This window comes from Cohnella herbarum (assembly GCF_012849095.1).
In the GTDB taxonomy this organism is placed as follows: domain Bacteria; phylum Bacillota; class Bacilli; order Paenibacillales; family Paenibacillaceae; genus Cohnella; species Cohnella herbarum.
This window is the reverse complement of the sequence record NZ_CP051680.1, coordinates 6,870,678-6,891,163: the sequence shown is the minus strand read 5'-3', so window position 1 is coordinate 6,891,163 and position 20,486 is coordinate 6,870,678. Positions and strand designations below refer to the sequence as shown.

General features: G+C 52.5%; 16 protein-coding genes. 7 read left to right on the top strand and 9 right to left on the bottom strand.

Going from position 1 to position 20,486, the window contains the following annotated elements; all coding sequences use genetic code 11:
• Positions 1-25 precede the first annotated feature (25 nt).
• Positions 26-757, bottom strand: coding sequence for a hypothetical protein (locus HH215_RS29060; RefSeq protein WP_169283070.1), 732 nt, complete (start codon positions 755-757; stop codon positions 26-28).
• 169 nt (positions 758-926) lie between these two features.
• Between HH215_RS29060 and HH215_RS29055 the strand changes: the two genes are divergently transcribed.
• The gene (locus HH215_RS29055; RefSeq protein WP_169283069.1) at positions 927-2,015 is read left to right on the top strand and encodes a CAP domain-containing protein; all 1,089 of its coding nucleotides are present in this window, start codon (positions 927-929) and stop codon (positions 2,013-2,015) included.
• Between the two features lie 56 nt (positions 2,016-2,071).
• Positions 2,072-3,022: an RluA family pseudouridine synthase gene (locus HH215_RS29050; RefSeq protein WP_169283068.1), complete on the top strand. Its 951-nt coding sequence runs from the start codon at positions 2,072-2,074 to the stop codon at positions 3,020-3,022.
• A gap of 947 nt (positions 3,023-3,969) precedes the next feature.
• On the opposite strand, the gene HH215_RS29045 is transcribed toward HH215_RS29050, so the two are convergent.
• The 5 genes from HH215_RS29045 to HH215_RS29025 form a co-directional block, all read right to left on the bottom strand.
• Complete coding sequence (locus HH215_RS29045) at positions 3,970-5,625, bottom strand: right-handed parallel beta-helix repeat-containing protein (RefSeq protein ID WP_169283067.1); 1,656 nt, start codon at positions 5,623-5,625, stop codon at positions 3,970-3,972.
• A gap of 52 nt (positions 5,626-5,677) precedes the next feature.
• Complete coding sequence (locus tag HH215_RS29040; RefSeq protein ID WP_169283066.1) at positions 5,678-7,489, bottom strand: glycoside hydrolase family 36 protein; 1,812 nt, start codon at positions 7,487-7,489, stop codon at positions 5,678-5,680.
• Positions 7,490-7,503: 14 nt separating this feature from the next.
• Positions 7,504-9,177, bottom strand: coding sequence for a type 2 periplasmic-binding domain-containing protein (locus tag HH215_RS29035; protein WP_169283065.1), 1,674 nt, complete (start codon positions 9,175-9,177; stop codon positions 7,504-7,506).
• A gap of 88 nt (positions 9,178-9,265) precedes the next feature.
• Entirely contained in the window at positions 9,266-10,150 is an 885-nt protein-coding gene (locus tag HH215_RS29030; protein ID WP_169283064.1) for a carbohydrate ABC transporter permease, read from the bottom strand.
• Positions 10,151-10,167: 17 nt separating this feature from the next.
• The gene (locus tag HH215_RS29025; protein WP_169283063.1) at positions 10,168-11,094 is read right to left on the bottom strand and encodes an ABC transporter permease; all 927 of its coding nucleotides are present in this window, start codon (positions 11,092-11,094) and stop codon (positions 10,168-10,170) included.
• 190 nt (positions 11,095-11,284) lie between these two features.
• Between HH215_RS29025 and HH215_RS29020 the strand changes: the two genes are divergently transcribed.
• Together HH215_RS29020 and HH215_RS29015 are read left to right on the top strand one after the other, a co-directional pair.
• The gene (locus HH215_RS29020) at positions 11,285-13,129 is read left to right on the top strand and encodes a cache domain-containing sensor histidine kinase (RefSeq protein WP_169283062.1); all 1,845 of its coding nucleotides are present in this window, start codon (positions 11,285-11,287) and stop codon (positions 13,127-13,129) included.
• Positions 13,130-13,145: 16 nt separating this feature from the next.
• Positions 13,146-14,711 (top strand): response regulator, encoded by a 1,566-nt coding sequence (locus HH215_RS29015; protein ID WP_169283061.1) that lies wholly within the window; start codon positions 13,146-13,148, stop codon positions 14,709-14,711.
• A 410-nt stretch (positions 14,712-15,121) separates the two neighbouring features.
• Here the strand turns inward: HH215_RS29015 and HH215_RS29010 are convergent, their stop codons facing one another.
• Both HH215_RS29010 and HH215_RS29005 read right to left on the bottom strand, forming a co-directional pair.
• Entirely contained in the window at positions 15,122-15,367 is a 246-nt protein-coding gene (locus HH215_RS29010) for a hypothetical protein (RefSeq protein ID WP_169283060.1), read from the bottom strand.
• The gene (locus HH215_RS29005) at positions 15,355-15,501 is read right to left on the bottom strand and encodes a hypothetical protein (RefSeq protein WP_169283059.1); all 147 of its coding nucleotides are present in this window, start codon (positions 15,499-15,501) and stop codon (positions 15,355-15,357) included. Before HH215_RS29005 ends, HH215_RS29010 begins: the two co-directional genes overlap by 13 nt.
• Before the next feature lie 376 nt (positions 15,502-15,877).
• Between HH215_RS29005 and HH215_RS29000 the strand changes: the two genes are divergently transcribed.
• The 3 genes from HH215_RS29000 (at position 15,878) to HH215_RS28990 (ending at position 19,431) form a co-directional block, all read left to right on the top strand.
• Positions 15,878-17,194, top strand: coding sequence for a sugar ABC transporter substrate-binding protein (locus HH215_RS29000; protein ID WP_169283058.1), 1,317 nt, complete (start codon positions 15,878-15,880; stop codon positions 17,192-17,194).
• Positions 17,195-17,293: 99 nt separating this feature from the next.
• Entirely contained in the window at positions 17,294-18,601 is a 1,308-nt protein-coding gene (locus HH215_RS28995; protein ID WP_169283057.1) for a sugar ABC transporter permease, read from the top strand.
• Complete coding sequence (locus HH215_RS28990; protein ID WP_169283056.1) at positions 18,598-19,431, top strand: sugar ABC transporter permease; 834 nt, start codon at positions 18,598-18,600, stop codon at positions 19,429-19,431. The genes HH215_RS28995 and HH215_RS28990 overlap by 4 nt, the downstream gene beginning before the upstream one ends.
• Positions 19,432-19,519: 88 nt before the next feature.
• On the opposite strand, the gene HH215_RS28985 is transcribed toward HH215_RS28990, so the two are convergent.
• Entirely contained in the window at positions 19,520-20,398 is an 879-nt protein-coding gene (locus tag HH215_RS28985) for a helix-turn-helix transcriptional regulator (protein ID WP_169283055.1), read from the bottom strand.
• Between the last annotated feature and the right edge of the window lie 88 nt (positions 20,399-20,486).

Genomic DNA, 20,486 nt, shown 5'->3' with positions numbered 1-20,486 from the left:
CTCACCACGCTTTCTTTAACGGGAATCATAAGGGCATCGACCTTGCGCGGATCCGGTTAATCGTCATCCGATGGCTGAGCCACAGTGCCGCGCCGGCGGCGATCGCCATTCCTGCGATCAGAACCCCGCCATATCCTCGCAGGATGATCCCAAGCACTTCTTGAAACAAATAGATCCCTTGCCATGTCAAGACGATGGAGACGACGGCCATTAGAAACATGATTCCGAAGTAATAAATGCAATACCATTTGCCGCTGAATCCGAGCTCTAACCAGACATACACTGCGATGAGAACAAGCCCGTAACAAGCCCAGACGATTCCGTTCTCGATCCACTGGAGCGGCGAAACCGATTCCCTGAGATGAGGCGCTACCGCGTATTGCAGAACCATGAATACCGTTCCGATAACAGGCAACATGATCGCGCTCTGCAGCATTCTCGCCTTCACGATGGAAGCGGCGGGAATCGGCATCGAACGCCAATGAGCAAGCCTTTTGGAGTAAAAGTCGTCCCGCCACATGCCCCAAGCCGCCTTGTTCATGACCATCCCGAATGTCGGGAACATCATCAGGTAGATCCAGTCTGCCATCACGTTCAACCATTTGGGAACCTCTTCACTCGAATCCAGGAGCGCATCCACCGTTGTGCTAATGATGAAGCCCAGATAAACCGAGAATAACAAGGTGAAAACCATTCCGAACCTTTCTCTTCTCCATAAATAAACTCCGATATAGCTAACGGCTTTGCGCTCCGTCATGGGTTGATCCTCCTCGCGGACACAGTGTTCATGTGTGTATATCCATATACACACTATACACGGTGTTCACACTCTCGTCAATGCGACAGGAAAACTTTGTTTTGCAGCGAATTAATTGATTAGAGGACGACACATAGAGAATGTACCCCTACGAAAGCGAGCTGACAACATGAATCGAAAGCTATCCGCCATTCCCTTAATTCTAGCTCTTTTCTTAGCGGTGCTCTTGCCTGGTCATACTAGTCCAGCATCCGCAGCATCCACGGCATCTGCCGTTAGCGTTGCCGCTGCCGCTTCCGCCATAGATAGCGGACTTCCCATTCGGACGCCCCAGCAGATCGCAGCCCAATGGAAGAAACGAATGTCTTCACCCGACGATCGCGAGCCTTACATCGACATGCCATCCGTATCCGCGCCCTATTCTCCCGGTTCTCTAAAGACGGACTACATCCAAGACGGCGTGAACGCGATTAACTTTTACCGGTTTATCAGCGGGCTTTCGGATAATATTACCGCAACGAAACCACTTAATGTTCAAGCGCAATTCGGTTCCGTCTTGCTCGCCGCGGAAGACAACTTCAGCCATACGCCGAAGAAACCCGCCGACATGTCTAAGGATTTCTATGGCAAAGGCTACGAATCCACTTCCAGCGCCAACATCTATGCTTCTTTCGGATATGACGGCCATATCGTAACCCGATCGATCAATGCTTATATGGATGATTCCGATACTTATAACTTATCCGTACTCGGTCACCGGCGATGGATACTGAATCCCCCGCTTAAGTTCGTCGGGATCGGTTTAGCCGAGAGCGAGGACGAGTGGACCTACTCCGCCTTGCAAGTGTTCGATACAAGCGGGAATAAGAAACTCGAACATAACTTCGTTGCCTATCCCGGAGAAAGCCCCTTTCCAATAGAAGTTTTCGGCCCTCATCAAGCTTGGTCGATTAGCTTGAATATGGACAAGTTCAAGAAACCCGAGAAGAAAAACGTTAAAGTATCCTTAACGAGACTAAAAGATAATCGAACGTGGAAATTGAATTCGAAAAACGGAAAGGTAACGGGCAAGGGAGCTTATTTTAACGTGGAAAATACCGGGTACGGTACGGGATCCGCGATCATTTTCCGTCCGGACGGCATCGTCGGATATAGGGCGGGAGATCGCTTCAAGGTGCAAGTTCTAGGTTTGCAATCCAAAGACGGGAAAGATTTAACGATTTCCTATACGGTAAATTTCATGACCGTTAAGAAATAGGTTATAATTGTCCCACAAGACATGGCGCGATACGCGAAAGGAATTGTAAATTCTCTATGAAAAAAGGAACGAAAGCCCCCCGCTTCGCAGGCAAAAAAGAAGCCGGGGCTCATCACAGGAACTCAGCGCCTCCGAGACAATTCAAGGTAGCGGAAGACGGCGAGCTCCTAGCCTTCTTGCTCGTTAAGCTGGCTCCGCAAGGACGGAACTCCGTCAAGTCGTTGCTCGCCCACGGACAAATCTCGGTAGACGACAGAGTCGAGAAGCTCTATAACCATCCGCTCAAGCCCGGACAAGTCGTAACCGTGCGTAAAGATCGCAATACGGTTGCCCCGCTGCTAGTCGGACTTAAGATTCTATACGAAGACGATGCCATTATCGTCATCAATAAGGATGCCGGATTGCTGTCCATCGCGACGGAGCAGGAAACCGAGCTGACCGCATATCGCCAACTCACTGCCCATGTTCGGATTACCCATCCCCAGAATCGGATTTTCGTCTTGCACCGCTTGGACCGGGAAACGTCCGGCGTAATGATGTTCGCCAAGAGCGAGCAGGTTCAGCAGAAAATGCAGGACGGATGGAAAGATATCGTCAAGGAGCGCATGTATGTCGCGTTGGTCGAAGGCATGGTCAAGAAAACCCAAGGCACCATTACCTCCTGGTTGAGGGAAACCTCGACTCTGAAAATGTATTCCAGCCACACGCCCAACGACGGACAACATGCCGTAACGCACTATAAGGTGCTGCGAGCCAGCCGTAACTATTCGTTGCTGGAAGTTCATCTGGAAACCGGACGCAAAAACCAGATCCGCGTGCACATGCAGGATCTCGGCCACCCAGTCGCCAACGACAAAAAATACGGCGCAAAGACAAAGCCGTTCTCGCGGCTAGGCCTTCACGCGCGCGTGCTCGCTTTCGAACATCCGGTCACAGGCAAGCTCATGCGTTTCGAGACGGACGTTCCAAAGCCGTTCCTGAGCCAGTTCAAGGAAGAGCCTCAGTAAGCTGCTCGCCTTGTTCGGCGTTAGAATTAGAGAATGTCTTGTCTTAGCAGCAGTTTGGGGGACGATCTGCTTAGAGCACTTAGAGTACCTTATCTCCGCCGTAGTTTGGGGGATGATCTGTGAAGCGCACTGAATGAAAGTACCTTACACTCGCCGAAAGCTGGCCAACGATCCGTGAAGTGCACTGAGAGTACCTTACACTCGCCGAATGTTGGCCAACGATCCGTGAAGCGCACTGAGTACCTTACACTCGCCGAAAGTTTGCCAACGATCCGTGAAGCGCACTGAGAGTACCTTACACTCGCCGAAAGTTTGCCAACGATCCGTGAAGCGCACTGAGAGTACCTTACACCCCGCCGTAGGTTGGCCAACGATCCTTGAAGCGCACTGAGAGTACCTTACACCCGGCCGTAGGTTGGCCAACGATCCGCGAAACGCACTGAGAGTACCTTACACCCCACCGTAGGTTGGCCAACGATCCGTGAAGCGCACTGAGAGTACCTTACACTCGCCGAAAGCTGGCCAACGATCCGCTAAGCGCACTGAGAGTACCTTACACCCCACCGTAGGTTGGCCAACGAACCGTGAAGCGCACTGAGAGTACCTTATCTCCGCCGAAAGTTGGCCAACGATCCGTGAAGCGCACTGAGAGTACCTTATCTAAACAGCCGGATAGGCAGCACACCGCCAACATTAATTGGAGCCGAGGAACTTCGTGCTGCAAGCCGCCGGTAGCGGTCTAATTGGTTGAAAACCGAGGAACTGTGTGCTGTAAGCCGCTGGCAGCGGTTTAATTGGTTGAAAACCGAGGAACTTCGTGCTGCAAGCCGCTGGTAGCGGTCTAATTGGTTAACCGAGAAGCTGTGTGCTTCTCAATCCGCCACCAAAGCGCCATAAAACCTGCAAAAACCCCCGAAGAGCGCTGCTCTTCGGGGGTTTTCCTATTCCTACTCGACTACGATATGCTCGCAAGTATCCCGTTGAATAGAGATGGCTTCGCCGGCGTTCTCGAAGCGGTTGCCTCGCAGCAAACCGCCGCTTAACGCGCCGAGACTTACGCCGATGCGGCCGTTACCGTATACGACGTTATCGGTGAACGCGAACGCCCGATGAACGCCGCATTCGACGCTTTCGCTTTCCGTCATCAGCGCGAGCGCGGACGTCTCGCGGTAAGTACCCGCTCCGTAACCGCAGGAGATGAACGTGTTCCGCGTAACGGTCACGTCCTCCGTCGCTACCGACTCCTTCCAGTAGTCGGCGCAATTGACGTGGATCGCCGTCCCCGTGCAGTGGTCGAAAGTGTTATCCGCGATTTCGACGTGACGGGTCTGAACGAGGATCGCGCGCGCTCGGTTATTCCTAACGATACTGTTGCGGAAGCGCAAAGCGGCGACGCGAGAGACGTTAGCCAGTAGATCGCCCGGTACAATCTCTTCCGGGAGCGGTTCGACAAACCGCAATGCGACCTCTCCGCTAAGACTCGCTTCAACCCTACTTACAGTCAGGGTCGCATAAGGTTTTAACGTGCTGCGCCGAGTCACTTCGATGATGTCCCCTACCGCCGGAATTTCCGGATATTCGGATTGAATGTCCGCATCGATTCCGCAGAAGAGCTCACCTAGCCCCCCACGACCTCTAATGGTCAAGTAGAAGCCGTGCACGTTCGTCGCGTCGTCTCCCATTCCTTCGAACAAGCAATCGTCGAAATCGATCTTCCCGCGGCACCCGATGAAGTGCGTCGCATCCGTGTTCGCGCTCATGACGCGACCGCTGCCCGGCCGTCTCATAATGCGCAAGCCGCGCATCTTTACGTCTCCGCAGCCGTGACCGATGACGCCCATTCCCGGCGCCGCATAGACGGTTACCCGATCCATCACGACATCCTCGCATTCGAAGAACAGGAATGCTGCCTTGTAATTCATCACATGGCGAACGACGACGCGCATTCCGGGAACCGGTGCGGCTCTGCCTTGAATCTCTCCCCGCGCGATCGAACGGAAACGCTCCTTCAAAGTCACGCGCAGCGTCTGCGGCTCCACGAGTTCCGTACGTTCGGCGATGTGGAACCAGTCTACCGTTCCCCGAATCGGATGCGAGCTGTCCGGAACGTAGTCGATCAACGCCGAGATAGGCGTTCCTGAACGAACGGGATACTCCCAGTCGAACCGGATATCGAATCCTTCTTCGTGGACGGACACGATTTCCCCTTGCGAGAACGGAGGTCTGGCCCAATCCATTTGGACGTTCCGTATTTCCACTTGCTTGCAGCCGCGGAAGAAGAACGGTTGAATCAGACCATGGAACATCAAGGTCGAGCCTTGAAAATCAAGAACGATCCTCTCCGTTCCGTCCGCGCGAATTAGAATATGTTTGCTATCCCGATTGTCTCCCAAGTCCCAGGAGCCTTTCCCTTCCATCATCGAGTCGAAATCGCGAATCGCTTCTCCGTCCGCGATCTCGTAACGACCTCGCTTGAATCGAAAAGTATGCGCCCCGCTCTCCAACCCCGAGCGGATAAACTCTCGTATTTTCCCGGTCGCGTCCAATCCCGTATCGGGCTCGATCCCGAACGATGCCGCATCCCGAATTCCGTTCTCATACATTCCCTGCACCTCTTCGCATGCGACGTCGTCTTTCTCTCTCTATATCCGCGCCTTATGCCGGATCGATCGTAACCAATCCCGCCGGCGGAACCGCGATCGAATGAAGCCCTTCTCCTAGCTCCAGCGTCCGCTCGTCGATCAGCTCGCCCTTGCAGTTTCGAATGCGCAGCCTGCTTTTCCCCATATCCGTCCGGACTTCGATCGCGATGCGATCGTATAACGTCCCGTTGACCAGAATCGTCGACCGTCTTCCCGCTTCCAAACTTACGACTTCCCGGCTATAAGACGCGTACAAAACATATTTGTCCGACGAAGCTTTTACGAGCGGGTAGAGCATCTCCGGATGAGCGGGCTCTAGCTTGCCGTCCAGTAAAACCTCGCGATGCTCCTGCCAGAATCGTAACCAGAAAGCGAGCATTTCCCGATGTTCGGCCGGCAGCCGATCGATCATCACCGAGATTTGCGGAACCGAGAACAACACGTTAACGATCTGCAAAGCCGCGGATTCGACGGGCTCTTCCGGATGCCACATGACCATGTCCGAATGTATGGCCGTATCGCCGGAGACGAGCCGGAGATCAAGCGTGCGGACGCGGTTCGTAAGCGAATCGCTCGGACAGTCCGTCGCCCGGAAAATATTCCCGTACTTCCGCATGAGAGGTCCGGTATAGCTTTGTCTGAACTCGATCATGATGTCCGGTTTGACCGCTTGAAGCCGAAGCATGATGTCGCTTAGAAGCCGGTCGACCGCTTCGGGCACGGATACGTAGTCCATCTCGGGGTGCGCTTCCGCCCCGGAACCGGCCCCCGAACCGCCCTCCGAACCCGCTCCCCCCGCGTTGCCGGAACGCTCCGGCAAGCGGAAAGTATCGACGAAGTCGAGCTTTAACCCGTCCAGATCCCATTCGGTTACCGCGTTCTCGTACGTACGGATCAAATATTCCCTCACTTGAGGATACCTTGGATCGACGATACCGGCGCCAAGCTCCTCGTTCACGTAGAGCATCTTGTCTTGCAAGGCGCGCCAAGCGCGGCTTTCCTTCCCGACGAAAGGAACCGAATACCATAGCAGATAGGACATGCCGAGTTCATGAACCCTCGCCACGTGCGCCTTCATCGCCGGAATTTTGTCCTCGCTTACCTTCCAGTCTCCGCAATACGCATATCCCCGGTTATTATCCGAAGTCTGCCAGCCGTCATCGACGATAACGGCCCCGCATCCCAATGCGAGAGCTAACCGGCATTGCTCTTCTATCTCGTCCGGATTCAAGCGCTGATGAAAGCTGTACCAAGTCGAATACATCGGAACTCGCGCGACTTCGGGAACGGACGCGGGCTTATAGCCCGGCATCTCGCTCCACCATCGTTCGACCGCGCCTAGTGCCTCGTAATACGGAATATCCCGGGTATCTACCGTGAGAACCGCTTCATAATTGTCAATCGGAGCCGCTTGCTCTCCGAATAGAGTTACCTCGCAATGGAATACGGCCGTTTCCTCGTTTACGCCCGCCTTTAATATCAAAGGATTTAACGCGTCCGAGAAAGCGAACGTCAACCGATTTCTGCCCGTGTTGTTGAACAGGCAGCCGACCGGCGCGTTGTAAGTCGCCCGCGTCTTGAAACCCGTTGCCCAATCCGCGGACAGCCCCCTGTTCCTGCCGGAACCCGGATGCCAGAAATGCTGGATATCTCGAATCGGATGACTCCACTTCAACCGGATAACCGGCGGGACGGCCGCTTCGGGGAAACTCAGCTTGATCGTCACCCGTTCGAGACCTTCCGCCTCGCTAACCTTATCAAGGGAATACGCGGCACCGTTCGGCAAACCTTCGATGTCGTAATGATGCTCTAGAATGCGTTGCATGCCGTGTCCTCCGATTATTGATTCGCCGTTTTCGCTTTATATAGGTCCGTCCAAGCTTGCTCGACTTCCGCCAATCCAAGCTTATCCGCTTTTTCGATGAATTCGGCGTAGAGGCTCAGAGCCGTTGCTTCGTCTTTGGCGAAAATGATCTTGGAGTAGTAGCTGGAATACAGATCGATAATTTTCTTCTCCACGATGCCGATCTTCGTCGTCGAGTCGAGCGTAATGCCCGCCATAGACGGATTGTATTCTACATGGCTAGCGAACATTTTGTTATACTCCGTGAAGATCGGATCCGCCGCATCCCACTCCGGTCCGTTCCACCAAGTCGAGTTAGCCGTCAGCCAATACTCGGAAAGACCGTTTTTCTCCGCGACGCCGGACCAATCCTTCTGTTTATCCGCCCAATAAGCAGGCAAGTAAGTCGCTTTGCCGTCTACCATATGGTAGTGCGGACCTTGCGCGGCATCTACGTACGTCTCGCCTTCGACTCCCCATTTGGTCAGCTTGTGGCCTTCTTCGGAGGACAGGAGGGACAGGAACTGGATCGCCCGCTTAGGATCTTTGTTCGTCTTCGGAATGGCGATGGCCGTCCATCCGCTTCCGTCGCGCACCTGCTTGTAGGAAGGGAACGGAGCCATGACCGTATAGGAAGTGTTCGGGTTATCCGCCGGCACCTTCGTTCCGTCCCCGATCGTGAACGCGTAGGAGACCGCGTCGCCGTTGTTGATTTTCTGCGTGAAAATATCCTTCGAATCGATGTAAGAGTCTTTGGTCAGCAACCCTTTGGTCGACATCTTGTTCAAGAACTTAATGACGTTCTGGTATTCCGGGCTTCTTAGGCCGGATTTAATGGCGTCTCCGTCCTTCACGAGAGCTGTCGCGCCGAACATCGCGGAGGTACCGAGCGTGACGACGCCGCTCTCCGTCAAGTGCTTGGAGTTAGGAATGTTGTTCGCGTTCGTGTAGAACCCGATCTTGTCCTTGTTCTTCGCTTTAATCTGTTCAAGAGCCGCGATGTACGCGTCCGGATTGCTGATATCCGGTTTGCCGATTTCTTCCCAATAGTCTTGGCGGATCGACCAAGTCGGTTGGTTGGAGCCGATTAGCGCGTTGTACTTCTTGGCGGCTTCGACATATTGTTCGCCTTCGATGAAGCTGACGAGCGCGTATGTTTTGCCGTCTTTCGCCTTATAGTTGGTCAATGCTTCTTTCGGCAGAACGTCCCGCATCTCGGGAGCGTACTGATCGATCAATTCTTCGAGAGAATAGAGCATTTCGCCTTCGATCATCCGCTGCAACGCGGGATCCGATTTATCGAGCAGCACGAAATCCGGCAACTCCCGGTTCGACAGCATGATGTTCATTTTCTGATTGTCGTCGGATACCGGCTTCGTAATATTGAGAGAAACTCCCGTTTTATCCGTAATGCTCTTCGCTGCCGGATCTGCCCAGCTAAGCGCGTACCAAGAGAAATTCACGAACATGTCGAACGTGATCGGCTCGGTCGACGGAGCTTCGGGAGAAGCTTCCGATGATGCCGGCGCCGACGCGCTCGGCGATTCGGATCCGGACGATGCCGGCGATGGGGATGCTTCTTCTTTGTTGTTCGAGGAACATGCTGCGAGCAGTCCTACCATCAAGAACATGCAGATAACCCATGATAAGCTCTTCTTCGTCTTCGTCATTCGGTATGACCTCCTAGAGTATCTATTTATTTTAACTTGCCGGCCTTCCAAGAAGCCAGCGAGCCAAAACCGTCCGGTTACGGATCCGCTAAGCTTTAATGGATCCGACTAGCATTCCTTTCACGAAAAACCGTTGTACCAGAGGATAGAGAAGCGTAATCGGCAAGATCGAGACGAAGAGCGTTGCGTAACGCAGCGACTCCATCGTCACCTTCGATTGGTGATTGCCCAAGTATTGTTGAATTTGCTGCTGGGCTTCGCTCAAGGAGAGCAATCGGATCAAGATAACCGGCAACGTCTGGAGACTCTCCTTCGATATGAAGAAGGACGGCACGAAGTAATCGTTCCAATGGTTTACCCCGACGAACAGCGAGATCGTGGCCACGACGGGCATCGAGAGCGGAATCACGATCTTGAAGAAAATAAACAGATCGTTCGCCCCGTCCATGTACGCGGATTCATACAGCTCTTTCGGCAATTCGCGGAAGAACGCCATGAACAGTAAGCAATGAAAGAACGTGAATAGCGAAGGCAGAATATACACTAAAAAGTTATTAAGCAAATGGAGCTCGTTCAAGACGAAGTACAGCGGGATCAAACCTCCGGAGAAGTACATCGTAACGATCGCGAGCGCGAGATACAGCTTCTTGAATTTCAGGTTTTCTTTCGTTAGCGCATAGGCCGCCATCGCGGTTACGAGCACCGCCGCAACCGTTCCGACGATCGTTCGGGCAGCGGACATGGCGAGGCCGGTAATCAAATAATTTTGCTTGAATACCATCGAATAATTTTCCAAGGAAAACTGCCGCGGATAGAAATAGATATGGCCGCTTGCCGCATCCGCGCCGTCGTTAAGAGAATTGATCAAGACGTAATACAGGGGATAAGCGGTCGCGATGACCATAATAAGCGACAGAAGCACCGCGGCGATATTCACCGCTTTATCTTCCCAAGTCAGCTTGATCGCGTTCATGAGGGTTCCTCCCCTTTCTAGAAAATGTTGCTTCCGTTGAGTTTTTTGGCGCCCCAGTTGGCGGCCAGCAGCAAGATCAACGACACGCACGATTGGAATAAGTCGACCGCCGTAGCGAAAGCGTACCTCATCTGCAACAAACCGTTATCGAGCGTATAGTAGCCGAGCACATAGGACGTATCCCGGTTAAACACGTTTCCTAGCAAATAAGACTGGTTAAAATTCGATCCGCCATAGATAATACTTCCGATGTTGAGGATCAGCAGCACCATAATCGTGCCTCTGATCGCCGGCAGATTAATATGCCAGATCGTTCTAAGTCGGCCTGCGCCGTCCACCTTCGCGGCTTCGTAGATTTCCGTATTGATGCCGGTAATCGCCGCCAAGTAGATGATCGCTCCCCACCCGGTTTCCTGCCACAGGTCGAGAGAAGCAGCCAACGACCAGAAATGGCTCGGCTCGGAGAGGAACTCGATCGGTTGGCTCGTGATGCCTAATCCCTGAAGGATGCCGTTGATGATCCCCTTCGGATCAAGGAAGATCATCGTTAACGTGGCAATAATGACGTACGATAGAAAGTGAGGCAGCGTCGTCAGCGTCTGCGTCCACTTCTTGAATCTAGCCAGAGGAATCTCGTTCAAGATCAGAGCGAACAGGACCGGCGCGAGGAAAGTGATGACGAGCTTGATGAAGCTCATCCCCAACGTGTTACGCAATGCGGTGTGAAACCGTTCGTCGCCGAACATTTCCCGGAAATGATCGAAACCGATCCACCGTCCCCCGAACAAACCGTCGAGCACGTTGTAATCCTTAAACGCGATTACGATTCCGAACATCGGAAGATAGCTGAAAATCAGTAAGGTTAATAAGGCCGGCAAAATCATCAATTGCAGGATCAATTGGTTATCCCATCCGCGAGGTTGCTTCTTCTTCAGAAGGTGCATCCGGAATCCCCCTTTCTACTCTTTGCTGTTCGTTTGGCAAGGCCATGGCTTTATTGTAGGCGCTTTCTTTAACCGAATCAGGAGAATATCTTTAGGTTTAGTCGACTATTTCTAGGTCTTTGCTCCAGCCAATAATAGCCTTATGGACGAATATATCCGCTTCCCCTACAATGAAGACAGGTGATGCTGCATGCGATTAACCGTGCTTCCGAGAAGGCTTCGAAGGTTCAGCTTCAAGTCCAAATTGTTCCTCTCGTACATCCTGATCGTCTTGATTCCCGTATCGATCAGCGCGGCATGGATCTACAACGAAGTCATCGTGCCCGTACGCGGGGAGCGGCTTCAGTTGATCGATCAGTCGATGAGCCAGTTGGAATCGGCTATAGACAAAGACATCGACGATATCGAGAAAACCGGCTATCTAATCTCCACGAACATCGTTTTGAAAAAAGCGCTGCTCAAGAGATATTACGACCAGTCCGAGCTCATCGACGTAATGAACACTTCGATTCAATCCTTGCTCTCTTGGTTCGAAGCGACTCATCAGGACGTCGGGGATTTCCGGTTTTTTACCGTTAACGAAACGCTTCCTGAAAGCGATTTCTTCCTGCCCGTATCCTTGTTCTCCGAACAGGTTTGGTTCCGGGAAATGCAAGAGCGGATCAAGACGACCTACCCTTACTGGGAAAGCTGGCATAACCAAAGAGACTATCCTTACGGCAAAAAGACGAAAAATCCCGTCTTCTCGATGTTCTACCCGATTAACGAAGACTTCGCGGACGAAACCTCGTATTTGGAATTCGAGATCGACATCGGCCATTTTTTCTCGAAATCCGGCGCGATGTCTTTGTCGCAATCCGGAGGCGTGCTCGCCGTCGATTGGAAAGGAGGGCTCCTGTCGGCCCCGCCGGCCGCGATGGAGTTCTCCAAGGAAGTAACGGAGCATTCCTCCTTCCGCCAGATCGATTTTACCGTCGCGGGGTACGGGGATATAACTTATGAAGGCTCGTCCTACCGTTACGTCGTCAAACCGATCGAGCGGCTGCATGCTTCCCTCGTCGGGCTCGTTCCGCATTCCGAGATCGACAGTCCCTGGATCAAGACGAGAAACGTATTTCTTCTCCTGATCGTATTCCTTGTCGTCATGCTCGCCGCGATCTCGTTCTTGCTGGCCGGGCTTCTGATTCGGAAAATCGTGCGGATCGTCGGCAACGTCCGCAAAATCCAGAACGGTAATTTCCAAGTTCGCATCCCAGTCCATGGCGAGGACGAAGTCGATTGGCTAGCCTTGAACATCAACTCCATGGCCGGGCAAATCGATGAATTAATCAACCGCGTGTACAAGTCCCAAGTCTCGCAGAAGGAAGCGGAGCTTAAAGCGCTGCAAGCGCAGATTAATCCCCACTTCCTGTTCAATACGTTGGAGACGCTGCGCATGATGGCCGAAACCGGAGATCAGCCGAAGCTGTCCGACGCGATTACGGCGCTCGGCAGCATTATGAGGTACAACATTTACAACGGCAAAGAACCCGTTGCGCTCGCAACGGAGATCGAACATATTCACGATTACGTGCAAATCCAGAATCTGCTGCTCAACCAACGGGTTTCCCTGAACGTGTCCGTTCCGGACCCGCTCCAATCGTACCGGATTCCGAATTTGCTGCTGCAGCCTATCGTCGAGAATTGCATCATCCATGGCATGAAGGGCATTAGCGGCCATCTTTCGATCGAGATCGTTATCGAGGAGCGAGAAGATCAGATCCATTGCGCGATCATGGATAACGGCAGAGGCATCGATCCCGAACGGCTGGACGAAATCCGTTCGCAGTTATCCCAGCCGCCCGATAAGCGGAATCTCAAGGCAGCCGAACAGGAGAAAAGCAAGGAAACCGGGCGTTCGGGAGGCGTAGGGCTTGTGAACGTCCGCGACCGAATCCAGTATTTCTTCGGAGCCGCGGCCGAAATGGAAATAGACAGTTCGCGAGACCATGGCACCGTCGTAACGTTAACGTTACCCGTCGGAGCGACATCTTAGAGGCGAGGTGAAGATCATGTACGGTTTGTTGATCGTGGAGGACGAAGACATTATCCGCGCGGGAATCAAGAAGATCATTCAAGAGATGGAATTATCCATCGGGACCGTCTTCGAGGCATCGAGCGGCAAGGAAGCGCTTGAGATCATTAGCCGCCAAGACGTACACATGATCGTGACCGATATTAAGATGGACGACGGGGACGGGTTGGAGCTCATTCGAGCGCTTCCGCATGCCCGCCTTCGCGCCAAGACGATCATCTTGAGCGGATACGGGCAGTTTGCCTATGCTCAGCAAGCGATATCTCTTGGAGTCAGCGACTACTTGCTGAAGCCGATCAAGAAGAAAAATCTGCATGAGGCGCTGACCAAGCTCATCTCGCAGCTAGACTCCGAGCAACCGAATCCGTCCGCTGCGAATCGGCCCGCGGAACGCCGCGAATCGCCTGGGGAACGTATGCTCCGGGAGATCGCCAGAGGAAGCCATACCGTATCCGACATAGAATCGCTGCTCTCGTCGGCCCGAATTCCGACAGGCTCGCGATACCGCCTTGCCGTCACTGTCCATGTAGGGAGTAACGGATCGGATGTTTCCGAGCTCATCGAACGGATCGACGAGACCAACCGGCAAACTTATCGCGTATTGGCCGCCTGCGAATCGGAGCCCGGCCATGTCCTGCTGCTCATCGGAAGCGACGATGCCGCTTGGTTGGCCGGCCGCCAGCTGCATTCCGCCTTGCAAGGTTTGATCGCGGAGGCCGATCTTTCCGGATCTCCGATCGCAACGATAGGAATAAGCGAATATTCGGACCGTACGGAAGATCTCCAACGCCTGATCAAGCAATCCGCTTATGCGCTGGACTTTAGGTTGCTACGCCCGGCGGTTCGCCATTTTTACTACAAGGAAACCGTTCCTCATGCCCCTCCGTCGCAGGCGCCGAACGTGTTCTTGCAAACCGTCCGCAGCTCCCTTCACGATGGCAATCCGCGCGCGCTCGCGGAAGCGCTCGACGGCTGGTTTAGGTTCGTTCGCCAGCAAACCGACGTTACTCCCAGCTTCGTCGCGGATACGCTCTACAACTTGCTCGTCTATTCGGAATTCACCGGCGCCAAGGAGCAGGACTGGAATTCTCGGACCCATTCCGACCTCACTCGCATGTACCGCGGATCGGTCGATCTCGACGAATTCAAAGCCCTCGTGAAGCAAAGATTCGCCGAAGTTCTGCGAGCGACGTCAACGAATCGAAGCGTCGCTTACGATAGCAACGCCATCTCTTTTACGATCAAATACTTGGAGCATCACTACGATCAGGACATTACGCTACGTTCCGCGGCCGACAGAATCTTCATGAATCCGAGTTACTTCAGCACCCTCTTCAAGAAGAAAACCGGCATCAGCTTCGTCCACTACGTACAGAAGCTGCGAATCGAGAAATCCAAGGCGTTGCTGCAAGACCCGCAATACAAAATCTATGAAGTCGCGACCAAGATCGGCTTCTCCGACGAGAAGTATTTTTTCAAAGTGTTCAAGAACTTAACCGGCATTACGCCTAACGAATACCGCGACAAGCGGGAGTTCGCGTAGCGAGTCAATCTCCAGCCGTCTCCGGTGACCGACTTACTTCAGCTTGAAAATGACGTCTCCCGCGATCATGACGCCGATTCCGATCAGTCTGTTCGCGTAGAGCGCGACCTTGTCGAAATTCGGATCTTGTGTCGAAGCAATAAGGTGATGGCATAATGCTATTCCTTGATCAATTTGATCGGTTACTCGAAATAGAGTGACATGATAACGTTATTTCACCTAAACTACTTGCAAATCTAAGTAACGATGATAATAAAGTGATGGCATAATGTTATTCCATGCTCATTCTATCTGTAGCGCGAAATAGAGTGATGTCGTAACGTTATTCCTGATCTGTGTTTCAGAAAGGTCAACTTTGAAGCAAAACGAGCAGGTCTGACGTAAATAGGGAGCTTTCCGTCTCGTCTCTTCTATCGCTGCCATATCGATTGCTTTACGATCTTGCTTACCGTCTTCCTCCTCATGCAACCGCAGTCGATCGTCTCGGAAACAGAAACCTTGCCGCGATACTTCGGAACGAAGCCTTCGCCCGGCAAACGGTTGCCGCTCGCCGCGAAGCCCGTTAACCGGGTACCGATGCGCACGCTCCCTGTCTTAAGCGGAATGAGCTCGATGCTTGCCGGTCTAAACTTCCCTCTCGTAATTAGGTTGGCCAAGAAGACCGGACGTACCCCGTGAAGCCGTTCGTGGAACTTCCGGCTTTCCGCCCGGTATTCGTTTGAACGACGATCACGTCGGTTGTCTTCAGCCTCCGGCCGACCGTAGGCGCCACAAATTGTACGCATGCCATGATCCAATCCACCTTTCCGAGCTCTATCAAACCTTCAATTGGTATATGACGAACGCCTCGCCATGGATTGTATCCTTGCCTATTCGGCACGGGCGATAAAAAATCAATTTCGCGAGAAAAACCCCTAAAAAACGAAGTAATCTCTAGTTAAAGCTAGATAAACGCTTGTAAACCTCTAAATTCCAGCTCATTTTCGATTTGCAAACGCTTTTATGGCTATCGTATGATTTAACCAATCAAGGACAATATGAAGGCGATGTTACCTTTAGGGGTACAACCTCGGCACTTACGTGGCGAAGAGGTTGTGCTCTTTTTTGTCGTTGTGGATGGGACTACGGCTAAGGAAATGACAAAGAAACGAAAGGGTGGCTTAAGAATGGCTATTAAAAAATGGGGTTCCGCGCTCGTCTGTTTCACTCTCGTAATCATGCTGGCGGCTTGCGGAGGAGGCAATGGCGACAATAACGGATCCGCTCCGGCAAGCGAAAACGCCTCGGCTACGGTTCCGCCTGCTACCGAATCGGCCAGCCAGGCCGCCGAAGAGGAAGAATTGGTTCCGGAGCCCGGTGCCAAGCTCGTCGTATGGGAAGCCCCTGAGCAGTTGGAATACATGAAAGAAATCGGCGCGGCGTTCGAAGCGGAATACGGGGTTCCCGTGACGGTCGAGCAAGTGGCCGGAGGCGACCAAGGTTCGCGCCTGTCGACCGACGGGCCGTCCAAGACGGCGGCGGATATTCTGACCCTGCCGCACGATCAGATCGGTTTGGCGGTCAAAGCGGGATTGTTGCTTCCGAACGACGTCTTCGAAGAAGAGACTCGGAACGCGAACGTGGAGACGGCCATTACCGCATCCTCGCAGAACGGAGTGCTGTACGGCTACCCGAAATCGGTTGAAACTTACGCCATGTTCTACAACAAGGACCTGTTTCCGGAAGCGCCGAAGACATGGGACGAGATCATTGCGTTCGCCGACACGTTCAACGATACGAAACAAAAGAAATATACGATCATGTGGGAGTTCGTCGGCTATTATTCCTATCCGTTCATCGCTAGTTACGGCGGTTACATGTTCGGAGATAACAACACGAACGCGAAGGATATTGGCCTCAACAAGGGAGACACCGTTCAAGGCTTCGAATTCCTTAGATCGCTCAAGAAAATATTGCCGATGAACGCGGGCGATATTTCCTACGACGTCAAGACGCAGCTGTTCAAAGAAGGCAAGCTTGCGCTGAACATCGACGGTCCTTGGTCCGTCGCCGCATTCAAGGATAGCGTTAATTTCGGCGTTGCCCCGCTGCCGAAGTTCCCGAACGGCAAAGATTCGATCTCGTTCTCCGGCGTCAAATCTTACTACGTCAACTCGTACACGGCCTACCCGGTAGCAGCCCGGTTGTTCGCCCATTTCGCGAGCAGCAAGGAAAACCAGCTGAAGAACTTCGAACTGACCGGAGCTATTCCCGCGAATAAAGAAGCCGGAGAGGATCCTAAAATCAAAGACGATCCTTACGTCAGCGGATTCTTCCAACAGTTCGCGAATTCGCATCCGATGTCGTCCGTTCCCGGAACGGACTTGGCTTGGGAAGCTTTGAAAGCGACCTTCGTCTCCCTGTGGGACGATCCGAGCCTCGACATTAAAACAAGCTTGGATCAGATGGTCAAAAACATCGAGGACGGCTTAGCCGCCAGATAAACCGGATCGGAGCAAATCTCCGTAACCTAACCTGTCTTCATCCCGCCAAGCGGCGGGTGGAGACAGGTACTTCGTTAAAGGAAAGAGGTCGTACATGGCATGCAGAGCAAGACGATAGGCGCAGTCCTTTCCTTGGTGCTGATGGGTCTCGGACAACTCTACAATCGGCAATGGGGTAAAGGGATAGTATTCGTAGCCGCCGCTCTCGTCGGAATTTATTTAACCGTGTTTCAGCTATACGATCATTTGCATGGCCTCATTACGCTCGGGGAACAACCTAGCGGATTCGTCAAAGTCGGCAAGATGATGAAGATGGTCGAAGGGGACCACTCCATCTTTTTATTGATTAAGGGACTTATCGCCCTTGTCGCCGTTTTGTTTTTCCTATGTTTCTATATTCTGAACATACGGGACGCCTATCTTGTCGGCCGCTTGCGCGACGAAGGCAAATCTCCGGCTACGTTCCGGAAATCGCTGGCGGCGTTAGGGGATAAACATTTCGCGTATTTGGTGCTTCTTCCGCCCTTTATCGTCATTACTTTCCTAACGATACTTCCGCTGATTTTCTCGATTCTGCTTGCCTTCACTAACTTTGCCGATCCGATACTCCCTCCGGCTAACCTGGTCGATTGGGTAGGATTCGATAATTTTTCTAAAATGTTGAATTTGAAGGTGTGGAGCAGTACGTTCGTCGGCATTCTGACATGGACGCTCGTCTGGGCGGTCATCGCGACCGCTACGACTTATGTCGGCGGCATACTCATCGCCGTTCTCATTCATCAGCCGCGCATTCGGTTCAAGAAATTCTGGCGGACGGCTTTGATTGTTCCCTTTGCCATTCCGAACATGATTTCGTTGCTGGTCATGAGAAATATGTTCAACAATCAGTTCGGTCCGATCAACGGCTATTTGCAATATTTCGGCTTGAAAGGCTTGCCCTGGCTGACCGATCCGTTCTGGGCCAAGGTTACCGTAATTCTCGCTAACATGTGGATCGGTATTCCGATTACGATGATTCTAGCGTTCGGGGTGCTCACGACCATTCCTCGCGACCTGTACGAAGCCGCCGACGTAGACGGCGCGGGCGCCAGGCAGAAATTCCGCATGATCACGCTGCCGATGGTGCTCTTCTCGACGTCGCCCATTCTAATCATGAATTTTGCCGGCAACATCAACAACTTTAACGTCATTTATTTATTAACGAACGGCGAGCCCGTCAATATCAACTATCAGTTCGCGGGTCATACCGACCTCTTGGTCACCTGGCTCTATAAGCTCGCCTTGAATCAATCCCAATTCAGCTTCGCTTCCGTCATCGGAATCGTTATCTTCTTCATCGTAGCCTCGGTCTCGATCTGGAGCTATACGCGGACGCGTTCGTACAGAGAGGAGGACATGATCCAATGAAAACATCCGGCGGCAATCTAAAGCTCGTCCTAAGCTACTGCATATTGACCGGATTGACTTTTCTAAGCCTCTTCCCTGCCTTGTGGATCATTCTGTCCTCGTTGAAAACAGGAAACAGCCTGTATAGCGAGACGTTTATTCCAAGGGAATTTACGTTCGGGCATTACACGGATCTGTTTAACAAAACCAAATATCCCATCTGGTTTTTCAATACGCTGAAGGTAGCCGTACTCTCTACGGTGTTCGGAACCGCGCTACTGCTTATTTCCTCATACGCGATTTCGCGCTTTCGTTTCGCCGGGAGGAAAACCTCGCTTAAGGTAATGCTCGTATTGCAGATGTTCCCCGGATTCATGGCTATGATCGCCATATTCGTAATGCTTAACGCCATGGGGCTGCTGAATTCGCATTGGGCGCTTATTCTCGTATACAGCTCGGGCTCCATTATCGCGAACGTCTTCGTGGCCAAAGGATTCTTCGACACGATTCCGAAGAGCTTGGAAGATGCGGCGAGAATAGACGGCGCGAGTCATTTCAAAGTGTTCGCAACGGTCATCGTCCCCCTCTCCACGCCGATGTTAACGTATGCCAGCCTGATGATCTTTAACGGGGCTTTCATCGATTTCATTTTCGCGGACCTCATTCTGCGCACGGAAGAGCAACGCACGCTGGCCGTCGGGTTGTTCAAAATGGTCAGCCAAAGAAATTCCACCGAATTCACGATGTTCGCCGCGGGAGCGGTACTCGTGGCTTTGCCCGTGACTTTGCTATTCCTGTTCCTGCAACGTTATCTCGTGGACGGATTAACCGCGGGCGCTAACAAAGGTTAACTTATGAAGGTTTCCCCTCTCGCAAAAACCGCCCTTCGGAAAGCATCTCGCTTTCCGAAGGGCGGTTTTTTTATGATTCGCCGCCACGCTATCGGATGTATGTTTTACGGAATACGCTCGGAGCCATGTTCTCCAGCTTGCGAAACGTATGGGAGAAGTAGGTTTGATGATGGAAGCCGACTTCGGTCGCGATCCGTTCGATCGGGAGCGACGTGTTGATCATCAACAGCTTGGATTGTTCGATTCGGTACCTGGCCAAGTATTCCAGAGGCGAGCAACCGAACGCCTTCTTCATGCATCTGGCGATATAGACGGGATGGAAGTTGAATTCCCGCTGCAGAATTTCATTCGTAAAGGACGAACGGTAATTTTTGCGCAGGAAGATGGCGACCCGCTCGGCGAGTTGAAGGGCGCTCGATTGCAGAAATACGTCATGCTCCCCAGCTAATGTTTTCAACAAATTTTGCGTATGAATTTGATGCTGCCACCGCGCCCACGAACGGGGCTGCTGTTCCAATTGAATCAACTCGCGAATAATGCCGTAGACGGATTCCGGGTTCTTTAATGCCATGTATTGCGGAAGACTAAAGCTGAAGGGGCGCGTGACCAGACCCTGCTCGATCCGGTAACGGTCTTCATTATCCTGATGCATCGAATCGTTTGCCGCTGGCGCAAGATCGCTCCAATTAGCCGACGTGTTGAAATGGAGCCAGTAAAATCTTGTTTCGGATTCGACGGCTTTGGTCGAATAATGGGATTTATCCGGTCTTAGGATGAGCGCTTGTCCATCGCTTATTGCCCAAGATTGATTTTCTTCCCCTATATAAAGAGTCCCCTTGCTTACGACCAACAGATCGAATAAACCAATGTTGCTGCGGGCAGGATGACATTCCCCCGGCTTGAAGATCGATTCCCCCGAGAAAATATAATAGGGAAGAGGCGGGGCCGTAAAGTAAAGATCAGACATAGCGCTTACCCTCCTCTAGTAGTTTCATATCTTCATCTTATTCCGAGTTGCCTGGGGATACAACCTATAATACTTAGAGAACTCATCA